Source organism: Blautia sp. DFI.6.71 (genome assembly GCF_020593585.1).
GTDB classification, from domain to species: Bacteria; Bacillota; Clostridia; order Lachnospirales; family Lachnospiraceae; genus Blautia_A; species Blautia_A wexlerae.
In genome coordinates this window covers 13274-37924 of sequence record NZ_JAJDMJ010000004.1, presented here as the reverse complement: position 1 = coordinate 37924, position 24651 = coordinate 13274, and the positions used below count along the sequence as shown (strand labels likewise).

The 24651-nt window shown below is 37.2% G+C and carries 24 protein-coding genes; 19 read left to right on the top strand and 5 right to left on the bottom strand.

The genetic code is table 11. The features are described from left to right. The first annotated feature begins 46 nt into the window (after nucleotides 1-46). Together LJE12_RS03575 and ribH are read left to right on the top strand one after the other, a co-directional pair. Nucleotides 47-1246, top strand: a complete 1200-nt coding sequence (locus tag LJE12_RS03575; protein WP_008704014.1) for a bifunctional 3,4-dihydroxy-2-butanone-4-phosphate synthase/GTP cyclohydrolase II — start codon at nucleotides 47-49, stop codon at nucleotides 1244-1246. Nucleotides 1247-1360: 114 nt separating this feature from the next. Beyond that, nucleotides 1361-1828: a 6,7-dimethyl-8-ribityllumazine synthase gene (gene ribH / locus LJE12_RS03570; RefSeq protein WP_020994061.1), complete on the top strand. Its 468-nt coding sequence runs from the start codon at nucleotides 1361-1363 to the stop codon at nucleotides 1826-1828. Here ribH and LJE12_RS03565 read toward each other — a convergent pair. Continuing rightward, nucleotides 1825-2874, bottom strand: coding sequence for an RluA family pseudouridine synthase (locus LJE12_RS03565; RefSeq protein ID WP_022380124.1), 1050 nt, complete (start codon nucleotides 2872-2874; stop codon nucleotides 1825-1827). The two genes, ribH and LJE12_RS03565, sit on opposite strands and share 4 nt — an antisense overlap. Before the next feature lie 176 nt (nucleotides 2875-3050). Here LJE12_RS03565 and LJE12_RS03560 point away from each other — a divergent pair, with 176 nt between their 5' ends. Continuing rightward, the gene (locus LJE12_RS03560; protein ID WP_044952194.1) at nucleotides 3051-3962 is read left to right on the top strand and encodes a ketopantoate reductase family protein; all 912 of its coding nucleotides are present in this window, start codon (nucleotides 3051-3053) and stop codon (nucleotides 3960-3962) included. 137 nt (nucleotides 3963-4099) lie between these two features. Here LJE12_RS03560 and pckA read toward each other — a convergent pair whose 3' ends face one another. Further along, on the bottom strand, nucleotides 4100-5704 hold the full coding sequence (pckA, locus tag LJE12_RS03555; RefSeq protein WP_008704006.1) for a phosphoenolpyruvate carboxykinase (ATP): 1605 nt from the start codon (nucleotides 5702-5704) through the stop codon (nucleotides 4100-4102). Between the two features lie 459 nt (nucleotides 5705-6163). On the opposite strand from pckA, the gene LJE12_RS03550 reads away from it, so the two are divergent. From LJE12_RS03550 to LJE12_RS03495, 12 genes are all read left to right on the top strand, one after another. Continuing rightward, nucleotides 6164-6928, top strand: coding sequence for a PIN domain-containing protein (locus LJE12_RS03550; RefSeq protein ID WP_008704004.1), 765 nt, complete (start codon nucleotides 6164-6166; stop codon nucleotides 6926-6928). Nucleotides 6929-7186: 258 nt separating this feature from the next. Then, nucleotides 7187-7528, top strand: coding sequence for an arsenate reductase family protein (locus tag LJE12_RS03545; RefSeq protein ID WP_008704002.1), 342 nt, complete (start codon nucleotides 7187-7189; stop codon nucleotides 7526-7528). A 178-nt stretch (nucleotides 7529-7706) separates the two neighbouring features. Further along, nucleotides 7707-8723 carry an AAA family ATPase gene (locus tag LJE12_RS03540; protein WP_020994060.1) on the top strand — a complete coding sequence of 339 codons (1017 nt, stop codon included), beginning with the start codon at nucleotides 7707-7709 and terminating at the stop codon, nucleotides 8721-8723. Continuing rightward, nucleotides 8720-9241, top strand: a complete 522-nt coding sequence (locus tag LJE12_RS03535; protein ID WP_008703999.1) for a hypothetical protein — start codon at nucleotides 8720-8722, stop codon at nucleotides 9239-9241. Before LJE12_RS03540 ends, LJE12_RS03535 begins: the two co-directional genes overlap by 4 nt. A gap of 51 nt (nucleotides 9242-9292) precedes the next feature. Then, entirely contained in the window at nucleotides 9293-9769 is a 477-nt protein-coding gene (locus tag LJE12_RS03530; protein ID WP_227226391.1) for a DUF1653 domain-containing protein, read from the top strand. A 163-nt stretch (nucleotides 9770-9932) separates the two neighbouring features. Further along, entirely contained in the window at nucleotides 9933-10454 is a 522-nt protein-coding gene (locus LJE12_RS03525; RefSeq protein ID WP_022381390.1) for a cysteine hydrolase family protein, read from the top strand. Nucleotides 10455-10541: 87 nt separating this feature from the next. Further along, on the top strand, nucleotides 10542-11144 hold the full coding sequence (locus tag LJE12_RS03520) for an HDIG domain-containing metalloprotein (RefSeq protein WP_173721111.1): 603 nt from the start codon (nucleotides 10542-10544) through the stop codon (nucleotides 11142-11144). A 352-nt stretch (nucleotides 11145-11496) separates the two neighbouring features. Then, nucleotides 11497-12093, top strand: a complete 597-nt coding sequence (locus tag LJE12_RS03515; RefSeq protein WP_055149465.1) for a class I SAM-dependent methyltransferase — start codon at nucleotides 11497-11499, stop codon at nucleotides 12091-12093. Beyond that, nucleotides 12063-14558 carry a DEAD/DEAH box helicase family protein gene (locus tag LJE12_RS03510; RefSeq protein WP_227226389.1) on the top strand — a complete coding sequence of 832 codons (2496 nt, stop codon included), beginning with the start codon at nucleotides 12063-12065 and terminating at the stop codon, nucleotides 14556-14558. Before LJE12_RS03515 ends, LJE12_RS03510 begins: the two co-directional genes overlap by 31 nt. Nucleotides 14559-14575: 17 nt before the next feature. After that, on the top strand, nucleotides 14576-15433 hold the full coding sequence (locus LJE12_RS03505; RefSeq protein ID WP_227226387.1) for an HNH endonuclease signature motif containing protein: 858 nt from the start codon (nucleotides 14576-14578) through the stop codon (nucleotides 15431-15433). A gap of 344 nt (nucleotides 15434-15777) precedes the next feature. Then, nucleotides 15778-16836, top strand: coding sequence for a nucleoid-associated protein (locus tag LJE12_RS03500; protein ID WP_227226385.1), 1059 nt, complete (start codon nucleotides 15778-15780; stop codon nucleotides 16834-16836). Between the two features lie 6 nt (nucleotides 16837-16842). Next, on the top strand, nucleotides 16843-18312 hold the full coding sequence (locus tag LJE12_RS03495) for a hypothetical protein (protein ID WP_008703989.1): 1470 nt from the start codon (nucleotides 16843-16845) through the stop codon (nucleotides 18310-18312). Nucleotides 18313-18520: 208 nt separating this feature from the next. On the opposite strand, the gene LJE12_RS03490 is transcribed toward LJE12_RS03495, so the two are convergent. The 3 genes from LJE12_RS03490 to LJE12_RS03480 form a co-directional block, all read right to left on the bottom strand. After that, complete coding sequence (locus tag LJE12_RS03490; protein ID WP_227226383.1) at nucleotides 18521-18841, bottom strand: hypothetical protein; 321 nt, start codon at nucleotides 18839-18841, stop codon at nucleotides 18521-18523. A gap of 188 nt (nucleotides 18842-19029) precedes the next feature. Further along, nucleotides 19030-19284 carry a tyrosine-type recombinase/integrase gene (locus LJE12_RS03485; RefSeq protein ID WP_227226432.1) on the bottom strand — a complete coding sequence of 85 codons (255 nt, stop codon included), beginning with the start codon at nucleotides 19282-19284 and terminating at the stop codon, nucleotides 19030-19032. A gap of 107 nt (nucleotides 19285-19391) precedes the next feature. Next, entirely contained in the window at nucleotides 19392-19721 is a 330-nt protein-coding gene (locus LJE12_RS03480) for a hypothetical protein (protein ID WP_227226381.1), read from the bottom strand. 827 nt (nucleotides 19722-20548) lie between these two features. Here LJE12_RS03480 and LJE12_RS03475 point away from each other — a divergent pair. From LJE12_RS03475 to LJE12_RS03460, 4 genes are read left to right on the top strand one after another with little or no spacing between them, the layout of a single operon-like run. Then, entirely contained in the window at nucleotides 20549-21793 is a 1245-nt protein-coding gene (locus LJE12_RS03475; RefSeq protein ID WP_227226379.1) for a DNA-methyltransferase, read from the top strand. After that, the gene (locus LJE12_RS03470) at nucleotides 21786-22325 is read left to right on the top strand and encodes a hypothetical protein (RefSeq protein WP_227226377.1); all 540 of its coding nucleotides are present in this window, start codon (nucleotides 21786-21788) and stop codon (nucleotides 22323-22325) included. Before LJE12_RS03475 ends, LJE12_RS03470 begins: the two co-directional genes overlap by 8 nt. An 11-nt stretch (nucleotides 22326-22336) precedes the next feature. Further along, complete coding sequence (locus LJE12_RS03465; protein WP_227226375.1) at nucleotides 22337-24475, top strand: DEAD/DEAH box helicase family protein; 2139 nt, start codon at nucleotides 22337-22339, stop codon at nucleotides 24473-24475. After that, a complete protein-coding gene (locus LJE12_RS03460; RefSeq protein WP_227226373.1) occupies nucleotides 24453-24647 on the top strand; it encodes a DNA modification system-associated small protein in 195 nt (64 codons plus the stop codon). Before LJE12_RS03465 ends, LJE12_RS03460 begins: the two co-directional genes overlap by 23 nt. Nucleotides 24648-24651 lie beyond the last annotated feature (4 nt).

Sequence of the window (24651 nt, the reverse complement as noted above, 5' to 3'; positions counted from 1 at the left end):
GAAAAATATATTGTATCAGAAAATACATTGCATAAGGAGAGAAAAAATGAACGGATTTGATTCAGTAGAAGAAGCTCTGGAAGAACTTCGGAATGGAAAAATTATTCTGGTAACGGATGATCCGGACAGAGAGAATGAAGGAGATTTTATCTGTGCAGCAGAGTTTGCCACAACAGAAAATATTAACTTTATGGCAACTCACGGAAAAGGACTTATCTGTATGCCAATGTCTGAGGAATATGTAAGAAAACTGCAGTTCCCGCAGATGGTAGCAGAAAATTCAGATAATCACGAAACTGCTTTTACTGTTTCCGTAGACCATATCAGCACCACTACAGGAATCTCTGCGGCAGAACGTTCTGTTACTGCCATGAAATGTGTGGATGAGAATGCAAAACCCGAAGATTTCAGACGCCCCGGACATATGTTTCCACTTCTGGCGAAGAAGAACGGTGTTCTGGAAAGAAACGGACATACAGAGGCAACTGTAGACCTGTGCAGACTTGCAGGGTTAAAACAGTGCGGGCTGTGCTGTGAAATTATGAGAGAAGACGGCACTATGATGCGGACTTCTGAGTTACGGGAACTTGCCGGAAAGTGGAATCTTAAATTCATAACAATTAAAGATATTCAGAATTACCGTAAATGCCATGATATTCTGGTGGATCGCGTGACGACCACAAAAATGCCGACCAGATACGGAGAGTTTATGGCGTATGGATTTGTAAACCGCCTGAATGGGGAACATCATGTAGCACTGGTAAAAGGTGAAATCGGAGATGGAGAAAACGTTCTGTGCCGTGTGCATTCAGAGTGCCTGACAGGAGACGTTTTTGGATCACAGCGTTGTGACTGCGGACAGCAGTTTGCAGCGGCGATGGCCCAGATTGAGGAAGAAGGCAGAGGGATACTCCTTTATATGAGACAGGAAGGAAGAGGAATCGGACTGATCAATAAACTTCGTGCCTATGAACTTCAGGAACAGGGAATGGATACACTCGAAGCGAATCTGGCACTTGGATTTGCCGGAGACGAAAGAGAATACTACATTGGTGCGCAGATTCTGAGAAATCTTGGGGTAAAAGAGCTGAGGCTGCTGACAAATAACCCGGATAAAGTTTATCAGTTGGAAGAATTTGGCATCAGGATCAAACAGAGAGTTCCGATACAGATGAATGCCACAGCGTATGATCTGCGTTATCTTAAGACAAAACAATTACGAATGGGACATATTCTGAAGTATTAAATACAGCGGGGATTTTCATATATAACGATAACGTTCCCGAAAATAAAATTTACCGTATATAAAAACCTGTACAGGTTAAAAAATATAAATTTACAGATGAAAGGACCAGAAAAAATGAAAACATTAGAAGGAAAATTAGTATCAGATGGAATGAAAGTAGGAATTGTAGCAGCCCGCTTCAATGAATTTATAACTTCCAAGCTGGTAAGTGGTGCCATGGATGGGCTGACACGTCACAATGTAAAAGAAGAGGACATCCAGGTAGCGTGGGTACCAGGTGCTTTTGAAATCCCACTGATCGCGTCTAAAATGGCAAAAAGTGGAAAGTATGATGCGGTTATCTGCGTAGGTGCTGTGATTCGTGGAAATACCAGTCATTATGATTATGTATGCAATGAGGTTTCCAAAGGGATTGCATCAGTATCACTGGAAACAGGAGTTCCGGTATTATTCGGAGTGCTTACCACAGAAAACATCGAGCAGGCAATTGAACGCGCAGGTACAAAAGCAGGAAATAAAGGCTATGACTGTGCACTCAGTGCCATTGAAATGGTAAATCTGATCAAAGAATTTGAAGCTTAAATAGACAACAGATCAGACCCTGAAAGTGAAACCAGTTCACGAAAATCGAAAGGTAATGGTGCTTCCAGAAGGAGCATTTCATCTCTGAAAGGATGCTGAAAAGAAACTTTCCATGCATGAAGGGCTGCCCTGGAAAAGGAAGCACAGGAAGATATTTTATCGTCTGAATGATAAAGAGTATCTCCAAGCAAAGGATGTCCTGTGGATGCCATATGGACACGGATCTGGTGGGTACGTCCGGTATCCAGCTTAAGTGTGATAAGCGACCAGTCCTGACTGGAAAAAAGAGTATGATAATGAGTAACTGCTGTTTTGATTTTTCCCGATAATGCAGATGAATGTAAGGAAAGATCAGCAGCAGTTTTCATTTTCAGATGATTCTCCGGGTCCTGCATCAGCGGTAAATCTAAGGTATGCCAGACACCAGGCATATCTACAGGCAAAGTACCGGATACAGCGGCAAGATATTGCTTGTGAATTTTGCATGGAGATTTTACAGATTGAAGCCTTGAAGCTGCTACCTGATTTTGGGCAAAAACCACAATCCCGGAAGTCTCCTGATCCAGCCGCCCCACCGGGCGGACACAGACCTGTTCATTTTTCTCTCGAAAGTAACTGGCAACAAGATTGGAGAGGCTGTCTGTATAATGCATTCCCGTCGGATGCGTAACCATTCCTGCCGGTTTATCAACTGCCAGAATATCCGTATCTTCATATAAAATATTCAGAGAAAAAGAAGTTTCGGAAACTGGAGCTGAAGCTTTGTTGGAATGGAAATCCGACAAATCTTTACTTTTGATTCCGTCATTATAATTTTCAAGATGCGCAGAAGCAGTCCCGGCTTCCTCCAGACAAACGCGGATCACATCGCCTGGATATATTGTCTCAGTTACACGACAGCGAACTCCGTTTCTGGTAATCCCGTCCGGTCGAAACTTCGCCTGGCTGATCTGCCGTTTTGTAAGTCCTGCATTCTTTTTCAGAAATGCTTCCATTTTAAGTTCTGTAGTTTGTTCATCTATTCTAAATTCCAGATATCGTTCCATCTTAATACTTTTCCTGTGTAATATATTCTGATATTGATACCATTGATATTACAGGGCAAAAAATAAACTGTCAATGCAAAATTATGTCAGCGTAATGCATAAAATATACTGAAGAAAAATTGCAATTGTGCTATGATATAAGAATCAAAACAATGAAAGCGGGGCAGAAAATAAATATGAAATACTTAATCATTGGAGCCGGAGGAACCGGTGGTGTTACCGGATATTATATGAAAAAAGCAGGCAAGGACGTAACCCTGATCGCGAGAGGCGAACACCTGAAAAAGATCCAGAAACAGGGTCTTACATTGGAGAAAATGTGGGATAAAACAGAGGAAAACATAAGCATTCCTGCTACAGATATGGAGCATTATGCAGAGCATCCGGACGTAATTTTTGTCTGCGTAAAAGGCTATTCCTTACAGGAAACGATTCCGTTTATCAAACGCATTGCCAGGAAAAATACTATCGTAATTCCAGTGTTGAATATATATGGAACAGGTGGAAAAATGCAGAAAGAACTGCCGGATCTTCTGGTAACGGACGGCTGCATCTATGTTTCTGCCAACATTAAAGAACCGGGAAAACTTCTCCAGCATGGACAGATCCTGCACATTGTATTCGGCGTAAGAGACAAAGCAGAATTCCGACCGGAACTGAAAGAGATTCAGAAAGACCTCTGTGACAGTCATATCGACGGGACTCTTTCGGAAAACATCCGCCGTGAAGCACTGGAGAAATTTTCCTATGTATCCCCGATCGGGGCAGCAGGACTCTATTACCACGCAACTGCCGCAGATTTCCAGAAAGAAGGCGAAGCCAGAGAACTTTTTAAGACCATGATAAAAGAAATCGCAGCACTTGCAGAAGCCATGGGAGTTCCTTTCCAGAAAGATATGGCAGAAGTAAATTTAAAAATCCTTTCCAACCTCGCACCGGAAGCAACCACTTCCATGCAGCGGGATATCATGGCAGGAAAACAGTCCGAAATTGACGGATTAGTTTACGAAGTAGTAAGAATGGGAGAAGAATATCACGTTCCGGTACCCGCATATGAGAAAGTGGCAGAAAAACTCAGAGCCCTGTAGCGAAGCGGATTGCGAATATCCGCTTGACCACCGAAACAACATGAAAAAGGGATGCGAATTACTCGCATCCCTTTCGTACTCATTTGGACAATAAAATTATAATTTAATTATAATTAACTTTAATTCAGCAATTATAATTATAACTGAGGACCAGCTGCAACAAGTGCTTTACCAGCAGCGTTTCCTTCGTATTTAGCAAAGTTCTTGATGAATCTTCCGGCAAGATCTTTTGCTTTTTCTTCCCATTCAGAAGCGTCAGCATATGTGTCACGAGGATCAAGGATACCTGTGTCTACGCCGTTAAGCTCTGTTGGAACTTCGAAATCGAAGAATGGGATCTTCTTAGTAGGAGCGTTGAGGATATCTCCGTTAAGGATTGCATCGATGATACCACGAGTATCTTTGATGGAGATACGTTTTCCAGTTCCGTTCCATCCTGTGTTAACGAGGTAAGCTTTTGCTCCGCTCTTTTCCATTTTCTTAACAAGTTCTTCTGCGTATTTTGTCGGATGCAGTTCAAGGAATGCCTGTCCGAAGCAAGCAGAGAATGTAGGTGTAGGCTCTGTGATTCCACGCTCTGTACCAGCAAGTTTAGCTGTGAATCCAGACAGGAAATAGTACTGAGTCTGAGCTTCTGTCAGGATAGATACTGGAGGAAGTACTCCGAAAGCGTCTGCGGACAGGAAGATTACGTTCTTAGCTGCCGGTGCAGAAGAGATCGGGCGAACGATGTTTTCAATGTGGTTGATCGGATAAGATACACGAGTATTCTCTGTTACGCTCTTATCTGCGAAATCAATCTTGCCTTCAGCATCAAGTGTTACATTCTCAAGAAGAGCGTTACGTTTGATCGCATTGTAGATGTCCGGCTCAGATTCTTTGTCAAGGTTGATAACTTTAGCGTAGCATCCGCCTTCGAAGTTGAATACGCCGTTGTCATCCCAGCCATGCTCGTCATCACCGATCAGGAGACGTTTCGGGTCTGTGGAAAGAGTTGTTTTACCTGTTCCGGAAAGACCGAAGAAGATAGCTGTGTTTTCGCCGTTCATATCTGTGTTTGCAGAGCAGTGCATGGAAGCCATGCCTTTCAGTGGAAGGAAGTAGTTCATCATAGAGAACATACCTTTCTTCATTTCTCCGCCGTACCATGTGTTTACGATAACCTGCTCTTTAGTTGTGATGTTGAACATTACAGCTGTTTCAGAGTTAAGGCCTAATTCTTTATAGTTTTCAACTTTAGCTTTGGAAGCGTTGTATACAACGAAATCTGGCTCGAAGTTTTCAAGTTCTTCAGCTGTTGGCTGGATGAACATATTTGTTACGAAATGTGCCTGCCAAGCAACTTCAACGATGAAACGGATAGCCATACGAGTATCTTTGTTAGCACCGCAGAATGCATCTACTACGAAAAGTCTCTTGTTGGAGAGCTCTTTTTTAGCGATTTCTTTTACTGCATTCCATGCTTCCTGAGTTGCAGGATGGTTATCGTTTTTGTATTCGTCTGTTGTCCACCATACTGTATCTTTGGAGTTCTCATCCATAACGATATATTTATCTTTAGGAGAACGTCCTGTGTAGATACCTGTCATAACGTTAACTGCACCAAGTTCGCTGACCTGACCTTTTTCAAAGCCTTCCAGTTCCGGTTTGGTTTCTTCTTCAAATAATACTTCATAAGAAGGGTTGTAGACAATTTCTGTAGTTCCGGTAATGCCATACTTGCTTAAATCGATTTTTGCCATCTTACGTTTAACCTCTTTTCTTCGTTAATGAAAGCGCCTGTTTAAACAGGCTTAAGATACCTTACCATAAAAGCGAATGGGTATCGCTTCTCTTTTACTATTATACATATTTAACGCTTAAAATCAACAGGATTTTTGCCTTTTTTTGAAATTTGTTAAAGATTTATCAACTCAAATTTGATGAAAAAACCGTCATTTTTCACAAAAGGTATGTAAATTTATTATAGTGGCAATATGGGAATACTATTCGTGGATATGATAATATTCTGTCTGACTGGAATAGGCAGGAAAGACAACCAGGAAATACTAACCAGGAGAGCTGCCACTATGTGGTTGTGCCGAAGAAAGATGCATGTTAAAATAGGAAAGAATTATCCGGCTGAAAATGACAGAGTATTATACAGCAGAGAAAAATAAAGGTTACTGTGAACGGAGTGAACATTAACAAATAAAGAGAGGATGAAGATTATCAAAACTTATTATTTAATTGATTATGAAAATGTAGGAAGTGAAGGCTTCAAAGGATGCGAAAAATTACGGGAAACAGATATTATCCATCTTTTTTATACAGACAACAGCAGAAAAATAGACCTTGATATTATCAATGATCACGGAGAGTCAAAACTGATCACGCATAAAGTACCGACAGGAAATCAGTCAGCAGATATGCATCTGGGCTCTTATCTGGGATATCTGATAGGAAAAGAGTGCACAGGTCAGGATGAAGAATGTAAAATTGTTGTAATCAGTAAGGATACAGGATTTGACCATATTATAGAATTCTGGAAAGCAGAAGAAAATGTGAAAATTTCCAGAAACGAGAAGATTTCCGGAAAACAGGTACAGACAAGAAAACAGGTAAAAAAACAGACCAGTAAAGAAAAAGACAGACAGTTGGCAGAACAAACTGATCAGAAAACAGAAAAACAGTTGAATGAACAATCTGAAAAGCAGTCTGTCAAACAATCAGAGAATCAGAATACAAAAAAGCCAAAACAAAAGATAATTGACATGAAAGCCGGAACAAAGAAATTACAGCAGGAATTAGTATTGGTTCTCGACAAGGCAGGCATGCCAAAGGAAGTAGTAAACTATGTTTCTACAACTGTGGAGAAAAATGCAGAAGACAAAAACAGAAAGCAGCAGATTTACAGATCTATCATTTCCAAATACGGACAGACAAAAGGACTGAACATCTATAACCATATTAAAAAGAAAATCTAACGGAATAAAAAATAACGGAATAAAAGAAGGAGGCCGGGAACCTTATTGATTCCCGGCAAAAGTATGAAAAAGAAAAAGTTTTATTTGCAATTACTCTTTGCTCTGTACAGGTAATAATATAACCGGAAAATGTGAGAAATATGTGGTGAGAATTTGAAAAAAATGTGAAATGGATGGAAATTTAAAATGAACAGGCAGGAAAAGAGAAAATATAGCAGGAACAATAATTCTTAAAAAAATGGGAGAAAGCATTAGACTATGAATATACAAATATTCGGAACAAAGAAAAACTTTGACAGCAAGAAAGCAGAACGCTATTTCAAAGAACGGGGAATTAAATATCAGTTTATAGATATGAAAGAAAAAGGCTTAAGTAAAGGAGAATTCCAATCTGTCTGCCAGGCAATTGGCGGTTATGATAAACTGATAGATACTGACTGCAAGGATAAAGACCTGCTGGCATTGATCACTTATATCGCAGAGGAAGACAAGGCAGAGAAAATTCTCGAAAACCAGAGCATCATCAAAGTCCCTGTGGTAAGAAACGGAAAACAGGCGACAGTAGGATATCAGCCGGAGATCTGGAAGAGCTGGAAGTGATAGTTATAGCCTTTTACAAGCTTTCAGATTTTACAATATTATATCGAAGAAAATAGCTGTTTGACATATTTATATGTGTTATAATATAAAATTATTATAGAAGTTACTTTATATTATATTGTCGTGCGACAGATATAATGAACTGATTTATAAAAATGGAAATATTGAGGTGATGGAAATGCCATTAACAAAGATTGCAGCAGAGAATTTTACAGTATTTGAAGATATAAAGATTCCTTTTTGTGAAGGATTAAATGTATTAGTTGGTGAAAATGGTGTGGGAAAGACTCATATTATGAAATTAGCCTATGCAGCATGTCAGGCTTCTAAACATGATGTGTCTTTTTCGCAGAAAACAACAATGTTATTTCGTCCTGATCAGTCTGGAATTGGACGTCTGGTAAACAGAGGAAAGAGTGGAAGCAATAAAGCCATGGTTTCTGTGGAATCTGATACTGCCAAAATAGGAATGACATTTTCAACCAAGACACGAAAATGGGATGCAGAGATTAATTCAGAAGAGAAATGGGAAAAGCAGATGTCTGATCTCACAAGCGTATTTATTCCGGCAAAAGAGATTTTATCAAATGCCTGGAATCTGGATGCTGCAGTAAAAATGGGAAATGTGGAATTTGATGATACGTATCTGGATATTATTGCGGCTGCCAAAATTGATATTTCCAGAGGAGTGGATTCAACTGTAAGGAAAAAATATCTGGATATTTTACAGAAAATCAGTAATGGGAAAGTAACATTGCATGAGGATCGTTTTTATTTAAAACCTGGTACACAGGCAAAGTTAGAATTTAATTTGGTAGCAGAAGGATTACGTAAAATTGCTCTTTTATGGCAGTTGATAAAAAACGGGACACTGGAGAAGGGATCCGTTTTGTTTTGGGACGAGCCAGAAGCAAATATCAATCCGAAATATATTCCGGTGCTGGCTGAATTGTTGATCATGCTGGAGACAGAAGGTGTACAGATTTTTGTTTCTACACATGACTATTTTTTATCTAAATATATTGAAGTAAAGCGGAGACAGGACAGTAAACTGCAGTACATTTCCTTATATAAAAATGAAAACAACAAAGTATTATGTGAGATAGCACCGGAATTTGAATTGTTGGAACATAATGCAATTATGGATACATTCCGTCAGTTGTATCGAGAAGAAATCGGGGTGGCATTAAAGTGAGCGTTATACCAGAATCAGGAATGAATTTTGGAAAATATGATGAAAAAGATTTATTTCATATTGAGACATCTGAAATTTATAAAAAACTTGGAGATGGAATCCCAACAGTGGAGTTTATCCTGAAATATAATGGAAATAATATAGTGTTTCTGGAAGCAAAGAAAAGTTGTCCAAATGTGGCGAATAGATATGAATCGAAGGAAAAAGAACTGAAATTCGAAGAATATTATGGTTCAATAACTGAGAAGTTTATATCATCTTTGCAGATATATCTGGCGGCAATTATGAACAGATATCAGGATACGTCAGAGATAGGAGACAATCTTCGATCGGTAAGCAATATGAAAGATGTAAAATTAAAATTTATTCTGGTTGTAAAAAACGCAGAAGATATTACGTGGCTAGCCGGGCCATTGGCAGAATTAAGAGCCAGATTGCTTAAGGTCAGAAAAATATGGGGTGTTGAGGTGGTTGTTTTAAATGAAGAACTTGCTGGAGAATATAATCTAACGTGTTAGAGTGTTTTTCTGGTTGCATGAAATAAGAACTATATGCTAGGAGATGATAAAATGGCAAAGATCAGAATCATAAAGAAAAATAATGACTGCAGCATGGAATACGAAGTAGGTGATATTTGTGAGGTCACAGGTACCTGGTATGGCGGCGTCCACATCAATGGCCGTTCCGGAATCCCGGTTTCCCTTGATAAAGAAGAATATATGGAACTCAACACAGAACCAGAAGAACCTGACAGTGCAGAAAATGAAAATACATCAGAATCACCGGAACACGATATCCATACAGGCGACATTGTACAGCATTTCAAAAGAGAATGGGTATCCCCGGATACTTCCGAATATCTCTATAAAGTCCTGGCAGTAGCCCATCACACAGAAAATGGTGAAAAACTGATGATTTACCAGGCACTCTACGCACCCTTCAAAATCTGTGCCAGACCCTATGATATGTTTATGAGTGAAGTAGACAGAGACAAATATCCAGATATTAAACAGAAGTACAGATTTGAAAAATATACTGAAAAATAGATGATTGATATTTTATGGAATTGCTATAGTAAAACAGGCACTTTTGCCTGTACAAAAACACTTTGTCGTTGTATAGTAATAACAAATAATAACAGCATACGTTTCCAGAGATTTTATAGCATTATCTGAAAAAATGTGCAGAAAGAACGAAAGGGAAGGAAATATGCAGAAGGTATTAGTAGTTGTAGACATGCAGAATGACTTCATCGACGGAGCTCTTGGAACAAAAGAGGCAGTTGCCATTGTACCTGGTGTAAAAGAGAAAATCGAAAATTTTGATGGAGTTGTTCTTTTTACCAGAGACACCCATGAGACTTACTATCTTGACACCCAGGAAGGACAGAAGCTTCCTGTACCGCACTGTATCCGTGACACTGAAGGCTGGCAGATCAGAAGCGAATTAGATGCACTCAGAAAAACAGAACCCATTGATAAAGAAACCTTTGGTTCCACAGACCTTGCAGGAGAACTGGTGGCAATGAATGAGGATAATGAAATCGAAAGTATCACATTCGTAGGTTTATGCACAGACATCTGTGTTATTTCCAATGCACTTCTGGCAAAAGCATCTCTCCCGGAAGTTCCGATCATCGTAGACGCTAAATGTTGCGCAGGCGTAACACCGGAAAGCCATGAGAATGCACTGAAAGCAATGGAAGCATGTCAGATCCAGATTGACAGATAAACTGCGGAGCAGTTATTCAGTTATGAGCAAGTAGCAAAGCAGATATTTTATCCGCCTGACAATTCAGATATGAGGAGTGACAAAATAATGAAAACAATTACACGAGATGAGGCATTCGCATTATTAAAGAAATACAACAAGGATCCCTTCCATATTCAGCATGCCCTGACTGTAGAAGCAGTAATGAAATGGTATGCCAGTGAACTTGGCTATGGCGAAGATGCAGAATACTGGGGAATTGTAGGGCTCCTCCACGACATCGACTTTGAACTATATCCGGAAGAACACTGCCTGAAAGCTCCGGAAATGCTCCGCGAAGCAGGCGTAGGCGAAGACGTAATCCATTCAGTTGTATCCCACGGCTACGGTATCACAGTAGGATGTGGCGCAACCATTGACGTAGCACCGGAACACGAAATGGAAAAAGTACTCTTTGCGGCGGACGAACTTACAGGACTTATCTGGGCAGCAGCACTTATGAGACCATCCAAAAGCACAAAAGACATGGAACTCAAATCCCTCAAGAAGAAATACAAGAGCAAAGGCTTCGCAGCAGGATGCTCCAGAGAAGTCATCGAGCGAGGAGCCGAACAACTTGGCTGGGAACTGCAGAAGCTGCTCACTATGACACTGCAGGCAATGGCAGACTGCGAGGATGAGATTAAGTCGGAGATGGATGCGGAAGAGTAATGGAATGTCTGATTTATTGACTTATTACCAGAAATGAATGATGGAATCAGAGAACCAGACTGTATGTAGGGGAAGAAACCTATGTGCAGTCTGGCTTTCTTTTTATATGGAAGTTGATGAAAGAGAAAAGATATCAAAAAAGAAATATGCAACAGTTTTTGCGTATTATAGATAAGTGAATATAACAAAAAATGTCTGACGAAAATTGTTGCTGTTTATGTCAAAAAAATGTATAATATGTCACAAAGAAGTTAGATTTATCAGAAAAATTAAGGCATAAGAAACAAAACAGGTATTTTGCAGATAAAACAGGAGTGAAATCAGTGCGGGATGGCGTTTGGTGAGTGAATATATGGCAGATATAGATAAAACATTAAAATATTACAACGAAAATGCGCAGTCTTTTGCCTCTGGGACTGTTTCGGTAAAGTTTACAGAAGTGCAAGATAAATTTCTGGAGAAACTTAACCCAGATGCGTATATTCTTGACTTTGGCTGCGGTGCAGGTAGAGATACAAAGTACTTTCTGAGTCGTGGATATCAGGTGGATGCAGTTGATGGTTCAGAACAATTGTGTCGGATTGCAAGTGAATATACGGGAATCAAAGTCAGGCAGATGCTGTTTCAGGAATTGGATGAAAAAGAAAAATATGATGGCATATGGGCTTGTGCATCTATTCTCCATTTGCCGAAAAAACAACTGCGTGAAGTTTTGAAAAATATGTATGCAGCATTGAAATCGAAAGGATGGATTTATACCTCTTTTAAATACGGAGAATTTGAAGGTGAACGGAACGGAAGATATTTTACCGATTTTACGACAGATACATTTAAAGATTTCATACATGACATGCATGGTCTTAAAATAGAAGAACAATGGATTACAGGAGATGTCCGACCGGGAAGAGGTGAGGAAAAATGGCTGAATTTACTTCTACAGAAAAAGTAAACATCGGGTATGAAAACGAATATTCCACAGATGCAATGACCGGCGGACCGGATAAAAGAAGACAGCTATATTATCAGCTGATCCAGAGTATGAAAAAAGCGGAAAGCGTTGATATCATTGTTTCTTTTCTTATGGAATCCGGAGTGAGAATGCTGCTGAAGGAACTGGAACATACTTTGAAACGTGGAGCCAAAATTCGAATCCTGACAGGAAACTACCTTGGAATTACACAGCCATCAGCACTATATCTGATCAAAAGAAAACTTGGTGACAGAGTTGATCTTAGATTTTATTGTGAAAAAGGACGTTCCTTTCATCCAAAGTCTTACATTTTCCATTATACAGATTACAGTGAACTTTATATCGGTTCTTCTAATATTTCCAGAAGTGCGCTGACCTCAGGAATAGAATGGAATTATCGATTCAGCAGTCAGAAAGACCCGGAAAACTACAAAGAGTTCTTTCGTACATTTGAGGATTTATTTGTGAATCATTCCATTATCATTGATGACAAAGAATTAAAACGTTACTCCCAGAACTGGCATCGTCCGGCGGTGGCAAAAGACCTTGACAGATATGACTTTACAGAGTCGGAAACAAATGATACGAAAATAAAACCTTTATATGAACCAAGAGGAGCACAGATCGAGGCATTGTGCGCATTGGAAGATACAAGAGCAGAAGGAGCACAGAAAGCACTCATTCAAGCTGCAACGGGCATCGGAAAAACATTTTTGGCTGCTTTTGATTCAAAAAAATATGAGAAAGTGTTGTTTGTTGCACATAGGGAAGAGATTCTGAAACAGGCAGCAGTTTCTTTTCAGAACGTAAGAAATTCCAAAGACTATGGATTTTTTATGGGAGCTGAAAAATGCACAGATAAACCGCTTATATTTGCCTCGGTAGCAAGCCTTGGGAAATCGGAATACTTAAATGAACAATATTTTGCTTCGGATTACTTCGATTACGTGGTGATTGATGAATTTCATCATGCAGTCAATGACCAATATCGAAGAATTGTAGAATATTTCAGACCGCAGTTTCTCCTTGGACTGACGGCAACGCCTGAGAGAATGGACGGCAAAAATATATATGAAATCTGCGATTACAATGTGCCGTATGAGATTTCACTGAAAGACGGAATCAATAAGGGAATGCTGGTTCCGTTTCATTACTATGGAATTTATGATGAGACTGACTACACAAAGCTACATATAGTTAAGGGAAAATATGCGGAAGAAGAACTGAACAGAACTTATATCGGGAATGCTTACAGGCATGAGTTGATTTACAAATATTATTGCAAATATGGTTCCAGTCAGGCATTAGGATTCTGTTGTTCCAGAAAACATGCAGAAGAAATGGCAAAAGAATTCGGTAAAAGAGGAATTCCGTCGGCAGCAGTTTATAGTAATGCAGATGGAGAGTTTTCCATGGACAGAGCAGAAGCGATTGAGAAACTGAAAAATGGAGAAATCAAAGTTATCTTTTCAGTGGATATGTTCAATGAAGGCGTAGATATTCCTTCAGTTGATATGGTAATGTTCCTGCGTCCGACAGAATCTCCGGTTGTATTTCTACAGCAGCTTGGAAGAGGATTGCGCAGAAATAAGGGAAAAGAATATCTCAATGTTCTGGACTTTATCGGCAATTATGAAAAAGCGGGAAGAGTCAGATATTTGCTGACTGGGAGAAATAAAACAGGAAAAGGAACCTATTATCCGGCAGACAAAACGAACTACCCAGATGATTGTTTTGTTGATTTTGATATGAGATTAATTGATCTGTTTGCAGAAATGGACAAGAAACAACTGACGATCAAAGAACAGATCAGAAACGAGTATTTCCGAATCAAAGAATTGCTTGGCAAACAACCAACCAGAATGGATTTGTTTACTTATATGGATGATGATGTTTATCAGATGGCGGTCACACATTCGAATGAGAATCCGTTTAAAAAGTATTTGAATTATCTGGAAGAATTGGATGAACTCACAGATGAGCAGAAAAGATTCTGTCAGGGAATCGGAAAAGAATTTATAAATCTGCTGGAAAACACCAACATGAGCAAGGTGTATAAAATGCCGGTACTGATGGCTTTTTATAACCATGGAAATGTGAGAATGGAGCTATCAGAGGCAGAACTTCTGGCAAGCTGGAAAGAATTCTTCTCTACAGGAACAAACTGGAAAGATCTGGAGAAAGAGATTACATATGAGGAATATCGCAAGATTTCGGATAAGAACCATATCCAAAAGATAATGAAAATGCCGGTACACTTTCTATTGAAATCAGAGGAAGAATTTTTTGTGAAAAAGGATGGCGCGGCGTTGGCATTGAGGAATGAAATGGAAGAGATTGTGAAGGAGCCGGTGCTGGCGGAACAAATGAAGGATGTTATTGAGTATAGGGCGATGGATTATTATCGAAGACGGTATAAAGAGAAGATAAAAGCACTTTTATAGTGCTGGAGAAGATGCGTATGGAATCAGAAAATTATGTGTATAAAAAAGAAATAGATTGGTCTACGTTGATGGAAGGCTTTACCTTGCCGTTAGATAATCAGGTGATTTTTCTTCAAAATATGGAGAATTTTTTACAACGAGGACAATCTAAAATCATTCATTTTTTCATGAATGGAAAAACGTATGATGCCAAAATCGTTAATATGAATAACTCAGTAGAAAAGAGAAAGAAGGATGCATATCAGATCAGATATCCAAGAAATGGTGAGCTGTCACAGGCACTTCAGCAATATTTTTTCAAAAGCATGAGTTGCATAAAGATGATTCGTGAAAGTAGAGATCCTAAAGACAGAAGTTATATAAAAATGCCGGATGGACTAAAAGAATATCTTGCTATTTATACCACAGAATATGAAGATACTTTTCTTCTGGAGCCAATAGCACAGGATGATTTTCAGGTTATGAAAAAGGCAATTCAAGGAATGCGAAAGCGGACTGTGGAGAACGAAATAGAATATGAGATGGAAGATAAAAGTAGTGGAATAGAAAAGAAATTACAAATTGTCAAGATTCGTAAACTGAACAGAAAAATTGGAGAAAATTTGAAGCTACTATATGGATATCGATGCCAGATATGTGGGCAGGTGATTGGAGAAAAGTATGGTTCACATATCGCAGAGGCACATCACATTGATTATTTTGTTAATAGTTTGAATAATGATGCGAATAACCAGATGATTGTATGCCCGAATCATCATAGCGTTATACACGATGCGAATCCGGTGTTTGATCGGAGGAGGATGGTGTATAGGTTTGATAATGGGGTGGAAGAAAGGATTAGCTTAAATAAGCATTTATTTATATATGTGAAATAGTACATACAAATATAGAAAAATTGTTGCGGTCTAATATGGAGATTGTTATAATGAAAGACAGAGTGTAGAAAAACGTGGATGGATATTCACATATAGAACATGAAGAGGTAACATTAATCCGTATGGGAAAAAGAGGTGATATACAAAATTGATAAAGGTGGAAAATGTATTTACAGTGACGATATTGATATGTTGTGAGAACTTGATATAAACATGACTAATGATTCTGAATTATAAATATTTGTATTATCAGAATCTGGATTACTTGGAATGGAAAAGAATTAGAGTGAAATAGATAATTCCAACAAAGGTTTTATAAACAAAAGATAAAATGAAGGAGAGTTATGATGGAAATAATTGCACAGGCAGTCAGAGTGATTGATTATGAAAACAACAGTGTTCAAAGAAGAAATGTGAATATGATGCCAAAGTTTAAAGATTATATTGAACAATTGATTGTTCATGTGAGCAACAATGTTTCCATCAGGGAATATCATACACAGTCAACAAGAACCGAAGTTATTGCGGGAATTCTTGAGATTGCAGGAAATCTGGAAACTCCAGATGCGATTGAAGAAAAGATAGATTCAATTGCAGAAAGACTTGTCAGAAATGAACGGGAAGCTCAGGCTCGGATTGGGCATATGAACATCAGTGTACAGAAGGGAAGTTTGATTTTTGCATTGTTTGAGGATAATGGAAACAGAAAGTGTATTCTTGCTAAAATTGAGCATACAGGTTTCTTTGATGAAAGGGACTACAGTGAAAGATTTGGATTCTCAAAAGATACAAAGAAAATCTGGAAAACATGCATGTTTGATTTGAATAATCTGAATGCAGATCAGTTTCAAGCAAAAATATATTCGAATACGGTTGCAAAATATTGGTGGTTCGATTTCCTAGAGTTGGTGGAATGTCAGAATGACAGGGTAAATACGTACAAAACATATGATTCTGTTGAAAAGTGTTTAAACAGAAAATTGAGGAAAACAGCGCCTTATGATAATAGAGTTATCCAAAATGCCATGTACGCATATATGAACAATGCAAATCGGGAGATGTTCGATTATGATAATATGATTGAAAAAATATTTACGGGTTATATGCCTAATGATATGACAGGCGAGCAAAAACGAGAATTACATGAAAGACTAAATAGACTTCCAGAAGAAAAAGGATTTGACAGACAATTTCAGGCAATACCAGACGCCATAAAGAAAAAAGCAATAAGAACTTATAAAATAAATACAGGAATTATGTTAAAAATCTCAGATATAGGAAATGAAAATGATATCAGTGCATATGAAGATGCGTATGGAAAAAAATATCTTAAAATAAGGTTAAGCGATGACCGCACTTTTCAGACATTTGCACGCAATAATGAAGACAATAGAGAGGAGTAGTTTCTTATGTTGGAAAGAATCCGAAATCAAATTACAGAGCTGAGAAAGGAAGAAGAACGGAGATATACATATGAGGCAGAGTTCAGTTTCAGCAAAGAACTTCCGGTACAATATTCAGAATGGATGAATACGATTTGGGATATTTCTAATAGAGACAAAATAAAAATTTATCTAGTTTCAGAGGGGGGAGAATCCTTTGATTTAAAAGAAAATGTAGAGGAAGAGTATGCAGAATTTCTTAAAGGTCTTGAAAGTGATGAAACAGTCGAGGTTAGCCTTACAATAGACAAAAAAATAGTAAATGGATATTTATCTGTATACTGCTTTGAAAAATTTGCTGAAGATATTAGTTCATTACCAATAGACAAAGTTTTAACAGCATTTTCGAATTTTATGAAAAAAGCTGGTCGGAGTATAACCTTTGAATTATTTGACAGTAGAGATATGTTTTATACAAAAACAATGTTCTTTCTGACGGCAGGAAGTAGACCACTGGATTTGGACTTTGATAGAACAAACAGATTACTGGAATGCAGAGAAAATGCATATTTTTATAATCAGGACAATTATGAATTACTTCCAGATGATTTTAAAATAGAAATTGGATACGAAGGAAACCCGCTCAAAGACTTATTCCTGAAAATGGAAACAATTTTGTCTGCTTGTTTACTGGCTTCAAACTCATTCATACAGGATGGTAAACTGAAACTTCAGATAATGGGGCAGCGTTCAATGGAATATCATGATACTCTTGAAAATATACAGGGAAATAATAATCTTTATAAAATCTACAATTGGATTTATTCAGGAGGCAGTATTGTTGATAAAGTGATTATAGCTAGGAATATTATATGTCTCCATTGTAAATATGAATCTTTGTTAAATATCAGTGATGGAGTAATGGCATCCATTCAAACGAATTACAATCTTTATTTGAGAGATAATGTAACTCAATATTTGGAATTAAAAAATAAAGTCGCAGAATTTATTACGGATATTGTATCGAGAACCGGAGAATATGCAACGGAGATGTTAGATAAGTTCAAGACAAATCTTTTGGCTATTTTGGGATTCCTGTTTTCTGTAATACTTGCGAATATCGTATCTGATCAGCCTTTGGACAATATTTTTACAAAAGACATCACAATTCTTTCAGAAATTGTTTTGATAGCCTCTTTTGGTTATCTTTTTATTAGCTATCAACAGTCAAAATATGAACTACAAAAAGTATATAGTAGTTATGACAAGCTAAAAGATTCTTACCGAGAAATACTAACAGAAGATGATATAAGAGAGTGTTTTCAGAATGATGACATAAAAACAGAAATGAAACGAACGATTGATAGATCTGTGCGAATATATCTCATAATTTGGGGTGGTATTTTGCTTTCGCTTCTGATATTGGTAGAATATATGAGTAGTGAACCTTTTATATGGCCTATTTTAAAATCTTTATTCCAAATAACAAAAAAATAGTGTGATCATACCGGTATATACCCAAAAGAAACTAAGTAAGAGTATACTGAGGGTCTGACCGCAATGTGGTCAACCTAGCGTCAACTTAGGGGCATATTAGCGAATATTCTCCAATGCAAACTACAAAATAAATCGGTTTAACAATGAAAATAGTTGCTGTTTTATAGGAAACCAGAGGATTTATAAAAATGGCCGCACTTAAATAAGCCTATTGATAAATGTTAGCTTTATTTTGAAAAGAAGCTTTCTTATTTCGGAAATGTGAACGTCCCTTGGATTTCAATTTCTTTCTTGGAAACGACCTTCCGGGCAGGAGCTGTGATCTGCAACGTACAGCATCTGTATATAACTGTTCAATAATTGAAAGCTCAAACAGTCCGCAGAGTATTTTGGAAACAATACTTTTGATCCGTCCAATGATAAATGCACGATTGGCCTGATAACGGAACTTATTTGTGCTTTTGGCAGAAATCTGTATTTCCTCATCTGCTTCATTTTTTATAAGGGAAGCCAGATTCGATAAAAGCATATTTATATAAAATTCCTGCTGTATAGATACTGCAGTAGCACCGGAAAACTCTTCCATGGCAAAGCGGTTTTTAGTTCTTTGTACTTAAGTTCTACAGGCCATATGCCGATATTTTAGAAATGCCGATAAATTTTCTATAAGATTCCATGCCTGACCCGATGTCAGGCACGGTAACAAACTATCGGCATTTATTTCAATCCACAAAGCCGTTTGATAGTATCTTTGTCATTGGCATACTTGAACACCACATCATCCTTAAAGACGGAACTATCACTATCGCTAAGCTTATGTGGTGCTTCCTTCTTCATTGCTTCAGTAACCTTTGCATAGAAACGAGTCATTTCTATGTTCAAATGACCAAACCATTCAGATATAGTAGGAAGTAGCACTCCTGCCTGATACAGGTGCATTGCCCTCGTTCTTCTGAAAAGATGTGAATGCAGATGGACTAGCTACAGTGATAACTGGTTACATCTCTATAGTAAGAAATGCCGATATATTTATAAAGTCCTATAAATTTAATATTTCAGAAAGTCAAAAGTCGGCATTTCTAAAATATCGGTATAATCGACCATCTGTAGAAGTAAAGTTCCCGGAACATATCTTTTGTAACAGCAGGATCAAACAGGTTTGTTGCAAGATATTCTTTTGTGCCATCATCAAGCGGGATCTCAAGGACACGTATAGGCACATCGGAAGTACCTTCTTTTGAAGTTCCCTGAAGAATGGAAATCATATCACCATCGCATTTTTTTGACAAATTGATTCCATCTTTCAGTCTCATAATACAGAGATGCCCATGCTTTGCACAGTAGCGGAACATATCTTCTGAATAATAACCTCTGTCAAAAATAATAATGCTGTTGTTATATAGTCCCATGAAAATACTGAGGGTCTGACCATCTAACTATGCAAGAATGTCTTTGATAAACTACTGGTACTGATTCTCATTTTTAAAGGATAATCAACATTATATTCCCTTGCATTGTTTAATGTAGGGAATGTTCCTGTATCAGTATTGAGCGTTAATGTTGCTTTTGCATCAGGATTATCTGAAAATTCCTGAACATAGAACCAGCCGCCATTTTCTTTCTTGCATACGGCTACGCCCATATGTAGGGCAGCAGAACCTGTCAAAATTTACACGCTTGTGGATACTCTGGGAAATAATCGGATTGGATGAATCAAGAAGCTCTGTAGAATTATTCTACGAGTAGGTGACTAATTTGGGTTGGATAATGATGTATAAAAATATGTAAGAAATGCATGAAAAAGATTGAAAAATGAGTAAAAATAGTGTAAAATAATACATAAATTAGAGGATTTTGTAAGTCCTTTAATCACTTCTATATGGAGTGGGATAGAAATGAATCTGATTATGTGTGATATATAAAATCACTCCTGTAAGGGGTGGTTTTTTGCGTTTTGGCTTTTAATGGAAAAAATTTACACCATAAAATACCCAATTTATGTATCATAAATTGACTATCAGTTATGAAAAGGATGTGGATTAACAATGGTGATTACAAAAGCAATATCATATATGATTATGAAAGAGAATGTTTTGTTAATAAGGGTAAAGATGTATAATGGAGTTTATCTGTACCTTTTGAATACATATGAATAAGTATTTGTATTTGAAATAAGAAAAAATAAATACTTGATATCTATACTATAAATATTGAGTATACAGGAAGGACACAAATTATGGGACAATTTATTTGCGGTGAGTGTTTATCAGAAATGGGAAAAATGCCCGATAAGAGCATTGATTTCATTTTTACTTCACCTCCTTATGCAGACCAAATAAAAGATTATGGTGAAACGGATGTAAAGATAAAACCTGATAAATTCTGTGACTGGTTTCGTTCTAGAGCAGAAGAAATGTTTCGTATTTTGAAGGATAATGGAAGTTTTGTGCTGAACATTAATGATAAGTTGGATGGTAAATATCAAAGTATATTTGTATTTAAACTGGTTGTGATGTTAGTTGAAGAAGTGGGATTTCATCTTGTAAGAGATTATATCTGGTATAATCCAGCAACACCGCCGAATGTATTTTCACGTGGTACTATGGGACGAACTAAAAAATCACATGAATACTGTTTTTGGTTCAGTAAAAGTGATACATGGACTTTTAATATGGACCCCATCAGAAAACCATACAGTGACCGAATGTATGAATTATTAGAAGCAGGTCCAAAAGGGAATCGTGATGACAATACAAGACCTAGTAGACATAGTTTTGATTTAAGCCATCCATGGAAAGATAATGGTGGTTCAGACCCTGGTTCGGTAGTTTCAATCAGCAACACAAGTAGTAATGATATGGTTCATAAACTGTGTAAGCAGTTTGGGGTAAAGCATCCAGCAAGATTTCCAGAAAAGCTTGCTGAGTTCTTTATTTTGGCTGGTACTGATGAAGGTGATGTTGTTCTTGACCCGTTCGGCGGTTCTGGAACGACGGCTGTTGTAGCACAACGATTGAATCGTGATTTTAAATACATTGAAATCAATCCTGAGTTTTGTGACATTGCTCAAAAGTGGCATCATGTTGAATTTAATGCAGAGAATATTGCCAAAGACAATGTTACAAAATTTTGTGATGAAGTCTTAAAACAGTGTAAATGGGATATGCTCCCTATGAGTTTCTTAAATGATTGTTATAAAAAATGGATGATTGAAAATGTGATTTATAGGATTCCTCAGACAAAGAAAGAGTTTGTTACGGTATTGTTGAATGTTTTGAAAGATAATGATTATGGTTGGACGTCAGATATCAAAAACATACAAGTTAATGATAAAATGAGTAAGTCAGAACCACTGATTATTAAATATGATTTGAAACATTGGATGAATACAGAATGTGATGAATCTGATGTAGAAATGGTTTGTAAACCATCTAAGTTACAAAAATCATATCAAGGAATCGAGCGTGTTGTAAATGGCTAAGAAATTATTACAATCCAAATTACATGAGTTGTTTTTGGAAGATGTGAAACCATATGCTGAGGATATTGTGAATATAGGCAAGAAACCTTTGTTGTTTAAATTGACATATCCATATAGTTGTAATATTAAAGCCTATTTGTTTAATTGTACGGCTCCACCTGGGGGTCGTACAATTGATGAATATAAGGTGCAGCTAATTTTGGATAATCAGAAGCGTGGTAAAAGGGGTCATTTTGATGATTCAGATGGTACGACTGTATTGATAGTGGGGTATGCAGACCCATTAGATTCTCCAGATAATGGCGTATGGGTTCTATTTGAATTAGATAAACATCGAGAGTTTGCATATTCTGCAAATATACAGATATATCTTCGACAAATATTAGAGACCCTAACAAATGACGTGTATATTCATTTAAAACATAACAAAGAAACTGTTATTTTAGCAAGACGTCCGTATTTATTACAGGCTTTGGAGAAAAGGTTCGATATTGACCTACAAATCATGATTAATAAAGACGAAAATTTGTGAGGATTGTTGATATGAGCTTAGTTGATTATAATTTTAAACCGGATTACAATAAGTCTGAGAATGATATCGCTCAGGAATTTTATCTGCCAGCTATGCGAAATGCAACTGTATATGATAGAGTTTCCGGTTATTTTGGTAGTACAATTTATATTATTGCATGGAGTGCATTGCAAGACTTTGTAAGCAATGGTGGCAAGATGAGAATTATTTGTTCTCCTTGTTTATCAGATGTTGATAAAGCTGCTATGACAGAAGGGTATTCAGCCAAAAATGATGAAATAATACAGAAATCGTTGATGAAAGAGATGGATGATTTGTTTAATCAGGATGAATTGGATAAACCAGCCAGAGTTTTGGCATGTCTGATAGCTCTGGGAGTCATAGATGTAAAGATTGCAGTTCCTTTGAGTGATAGTGAGCCTGATTTACAAAGGTTATTCCATGATAAAGTTGGTATATTTACTGATGTTTATGGTAATTCAGTTGGTTTTCGAGGTTCTATGAATGAGACGTTCAAAGGTCTTTCGGAAGACGGAAATTCAGAATCAATTGATGTGTTCCCAAGTTGGACAGATGAAAGAGATTCTATCAGGGTTAAGAATTCCATACGGTATTTCGATAAATTATGGAAAAGAAATATGGAAAACACTGTTGTATATGATTTCCCGGATGCTGTAAAAAATTGCCTTATTGAAAAGAGTAATGGTTACGATTGGAAGCAATTAACGAAAGAAATTGAAGTCAGTATATCACGTTCTAAAAGATGGAGAGCCGATAAGAAAAATACTGGTAAAAGTCCAAGAAAACATCAGTTGATTGCATTGGAAAATTGGGAAAAGAATGGACGGAGAGGTATCTTTGAACATGCCACTGGTAGTGGTAAGACATATACCGCTATATGCGCCATTCGTGATGCTCTTGACAGACATAAACCAGTTTTGGTCTTAGTTCCATCTAAAGAATTACTTCATCAATGGCGTAAAGAAATTGGTGAAAACATTACGGATATAGATATACAATATCTTTTATGCGGTGATGGGAATAATATGTGGAAAAAGAATAACCTTTTAAGACTATGGACATCGCAGAGTGAAGATATCAATAAGGTTACGATATCCATTATGGATACAGCGTGCAGTAATCAATTTGTAAATTCTGTATCAGCCGGAGAACATCTATTGCTTATTGCTGATGAAGTCCATAGAATAGGTAGTAGAGCAAGACGAAACATCTTGAATATTGATGCACATGAACGTTTAGGGTTATCCGCTACACCAGTAAGATATGGAGATGTCGAAGGTACATCTGCAATTTTTGATTATTTTGGTGGTATTGTAGAGCCTGTTTTCTCATTGGAAGATGCAATACGGACAAATGTATTAACAAAGTATTATTATCATCCTATGAAGATTGCTCTCACAGAACAAGAACAGGATGCATGGAATGAACTGACTCAAATAATTAACAAAATAATAGCTTCGAGTGGTGGCTCTAATAAGAATATCAGTGCTATCATAGAAGGAAGTCCGAGATTGCAGATGAAGATGATAGAACGTTCTCGTATTATTAAACAAGCTGCTGGTAAAGTACCTTTAGCGTTGTCTGTAATTAAAGATAATTATAAATATGGCGAACATTGGATTATATATTGTGATAATCAAACGCAATTGAGAGAAGTATTGAATTTGTTACTTGATAATGATTACGACGCTTATGAATATCATTCTGATATGACAGGTGATAGAGCGCAGACATTAAAATATTTTGATAGAAATGGCGGGATACTTGTTTCTATTCGATGTTTGGATGAAGGGGTTGATATACCTGCAACAACGCATGCTTTGATACTTGCATCATCAAAAAATCCTCGTGAGTTTATACAGAGACGAGGAAGGATTTTAAGAAAGCATGAGGGGAAATATTTTGCTCACTTGTATGATGCTATTGTTGTTCCACCAAAAAGTTATGACAAGAATGACAGGAGTGCATCTATTATAGAAACTGAATTGATGAGAGCAATTCAGTTTGGAAGTTGGGCTGAAAATCCTTCGTGTGTAAATGATTTGCAGATTATTGCAATGCGATATGGTATAGATTATGAAACTGTTAAGGATGGAGGTTATGAATATGACGAAAACGAATCTGAATGATTTGCTTGATGTATTGGAAGATATTCGAGCTAACAAGTATCCAAATGTTTCAAAGGAACTTGTTGAACAGATTGCTTTATCACAATATGAAAATCAGGATGATAGAGGACTGGCAAGAACTGAAACAACAAAAATCATTGCAGAATATATGAGCAAGATAAAGGAGGTGTGATAAC

What these genes read in the sequence shown, in the direction of transcription:
- LJE12_RS03575 (WP_008704014.1), top strand. Translation starts at nt 47, where the DNA reads ATGAACGGATTTGATTCAGTAGAAGAAGCTCTGGAAGAACTTCGGAAT.
- ribH (WP_020994061.1), top strand. Translation starts at nt 1,361, where the DNA reads ATGAAAACATTAGAAGGAAAATTAGTATCAGATGGAATGAAAGTAGGA.
- LJE12_RS03565 (WP_022380124.1), bottom strand. Translation starts at nt 2,874, where the DNA reads ATGGAACGATATCTGGAATTTAGAATAGATGAACAAACTACAGAACTT.
- LJE12_RS03560 (WP_044952194.1), top strand. Translation starts at nt 3,051, where the DNA reads ATGAAATACTTAATCATTGGAGCCGGAGGAACCGGTGGTGTTACCGGA.
- pckA (WP_008704006.1), bottom strand. Translation starts at nt 5,704, where the DNA reads ATGGCAAAAATCGATTTAAGCAAGTATGGCATTACCGGAACTACAGAA.
- LJE12_RS03550 (WP_008704004.1), top strand. Translation starts at nt 6,164, where the DNA reads ATGAAGATTATCAAAACTTATTATTTAATTGATTATGAAAATGTAGGA.
- LJE12_RS03545 (WP_008704002.1), top strand. Translation starts at nt 7,187, where the DNA reads ATGAATATACAAATATTCGGAACAAAGAAAAACTTTGACAGCAAGAAA.
- LJE12_RS03540 (WP_020994060.1), top strand. Translation starts at nt 7,707, where the DNA reads ATGCCATTAACAAAGATTGCAGCAGAGAATTTTACAGTATTTGAAGAT.
- LJE12_RS03530 (WP_227226391.1), top strand. Translation starts at nt 9,293, where the DNA reads ATGGCAAAGATCAGAATCATAAAGAAAAATAATGACTGCAGCATGGAA.
- LJE12_RS03525 (WP_022381390.1), top strand. Translation starts at nt 9,933, where the DNA reads ATGCAGAAGGTATTAGTAGTTGTAGACATGCAGAATGACTTCATCGAC.
- LJE12_RS03520 (WP_173721111.1), top strand. Translation starts at nt 10,542, where the DNA reads ATGAAAACAATTACACGAGATGAGGCATTCGCATTATTAAAGAAATAC.
- LJE12_RS03515 (WP_055149465.1), top strand. Translation starts at nt 11,497, where the DNA reads ATGGCAGATATAGATAAAACATTAAAATATTACAACGAAAATGCGCAG.
- LJE12_RS03510 (WP_227226389.1), top strand. Translation starts at nt 12,063, where the DNA reads ATGGCTGAATTTACTTCTACAGAAAAAGTAAACATCGGGTATGAAAAC.
- LJE12_RS03505 (WP_227226387.1), top strand. Translation starts at nt 14,576, where the DNA reads ATGGAATCAGAAAATTATGTGTATAAAAAAGAAATAGATTGGTCTACG.
- LJE12_RS03500 (WP_227226385.1), top strand. Translation starts at nt 15,778, where the DNA reads ATGATGGAAATAATTGCACAGGCAGTCAGAGTGATTGATTATGAAAAC.
- LJE12_RS03495 (WP_008703989.1), top strand. Translation starts at nt 16,843, where the DNA reads ATGTTGGAAAGAATCCGAAATCAAATTACAGAGCTGAGAAAGGAAGAA.
- LJE12_RS03490 (WP_227226383.1), bottom strand. Translation starts at nt 18,841, where the DNA reads ATGCTTTTATCGAATCTGGCTTCCCTTATAAAAAATGAAGCAGATGAG.
- LJE12_RS03480 (WP_227226381.1), bottom strand. Translation starts at nt 19,721, where the DNA reads ATGGGACTATATAACAACAGCATTATTATTTTTGACAGAGGTTATTAT.
- LJE12_RS03475 (WP_227226379.1), top strand. Translation starts at nt 20,549, where the DNA reads ATGGGACAATTTATTTGCGGTGAGTGTTTATCAGAAATGGGAAAAATG.
- LJE12_RS03470 (WP_227226377.1), top strand. Translation starts at nt 21,786, where the DNA reads ATGGCTAAGAAATTATTACAATCCAAATTACATGAGTTGTTTTTGGAA.
- LJE12_RS03465 (WP_227226375.1), top strand. Translation starts at nt 22,337, where the DNA reads ATGAGCTTAGTTGATTATAATTTTAAACCGGATTACAATAAGTCTGAG.
- LJE12_RS03460 (WP_227226373.1), top strand. Translation starts at nt 24,453, where the DNA reads ATGACGAAAACGAATCTGAATGATTTGCTTGATGTATTGGAAGATATT.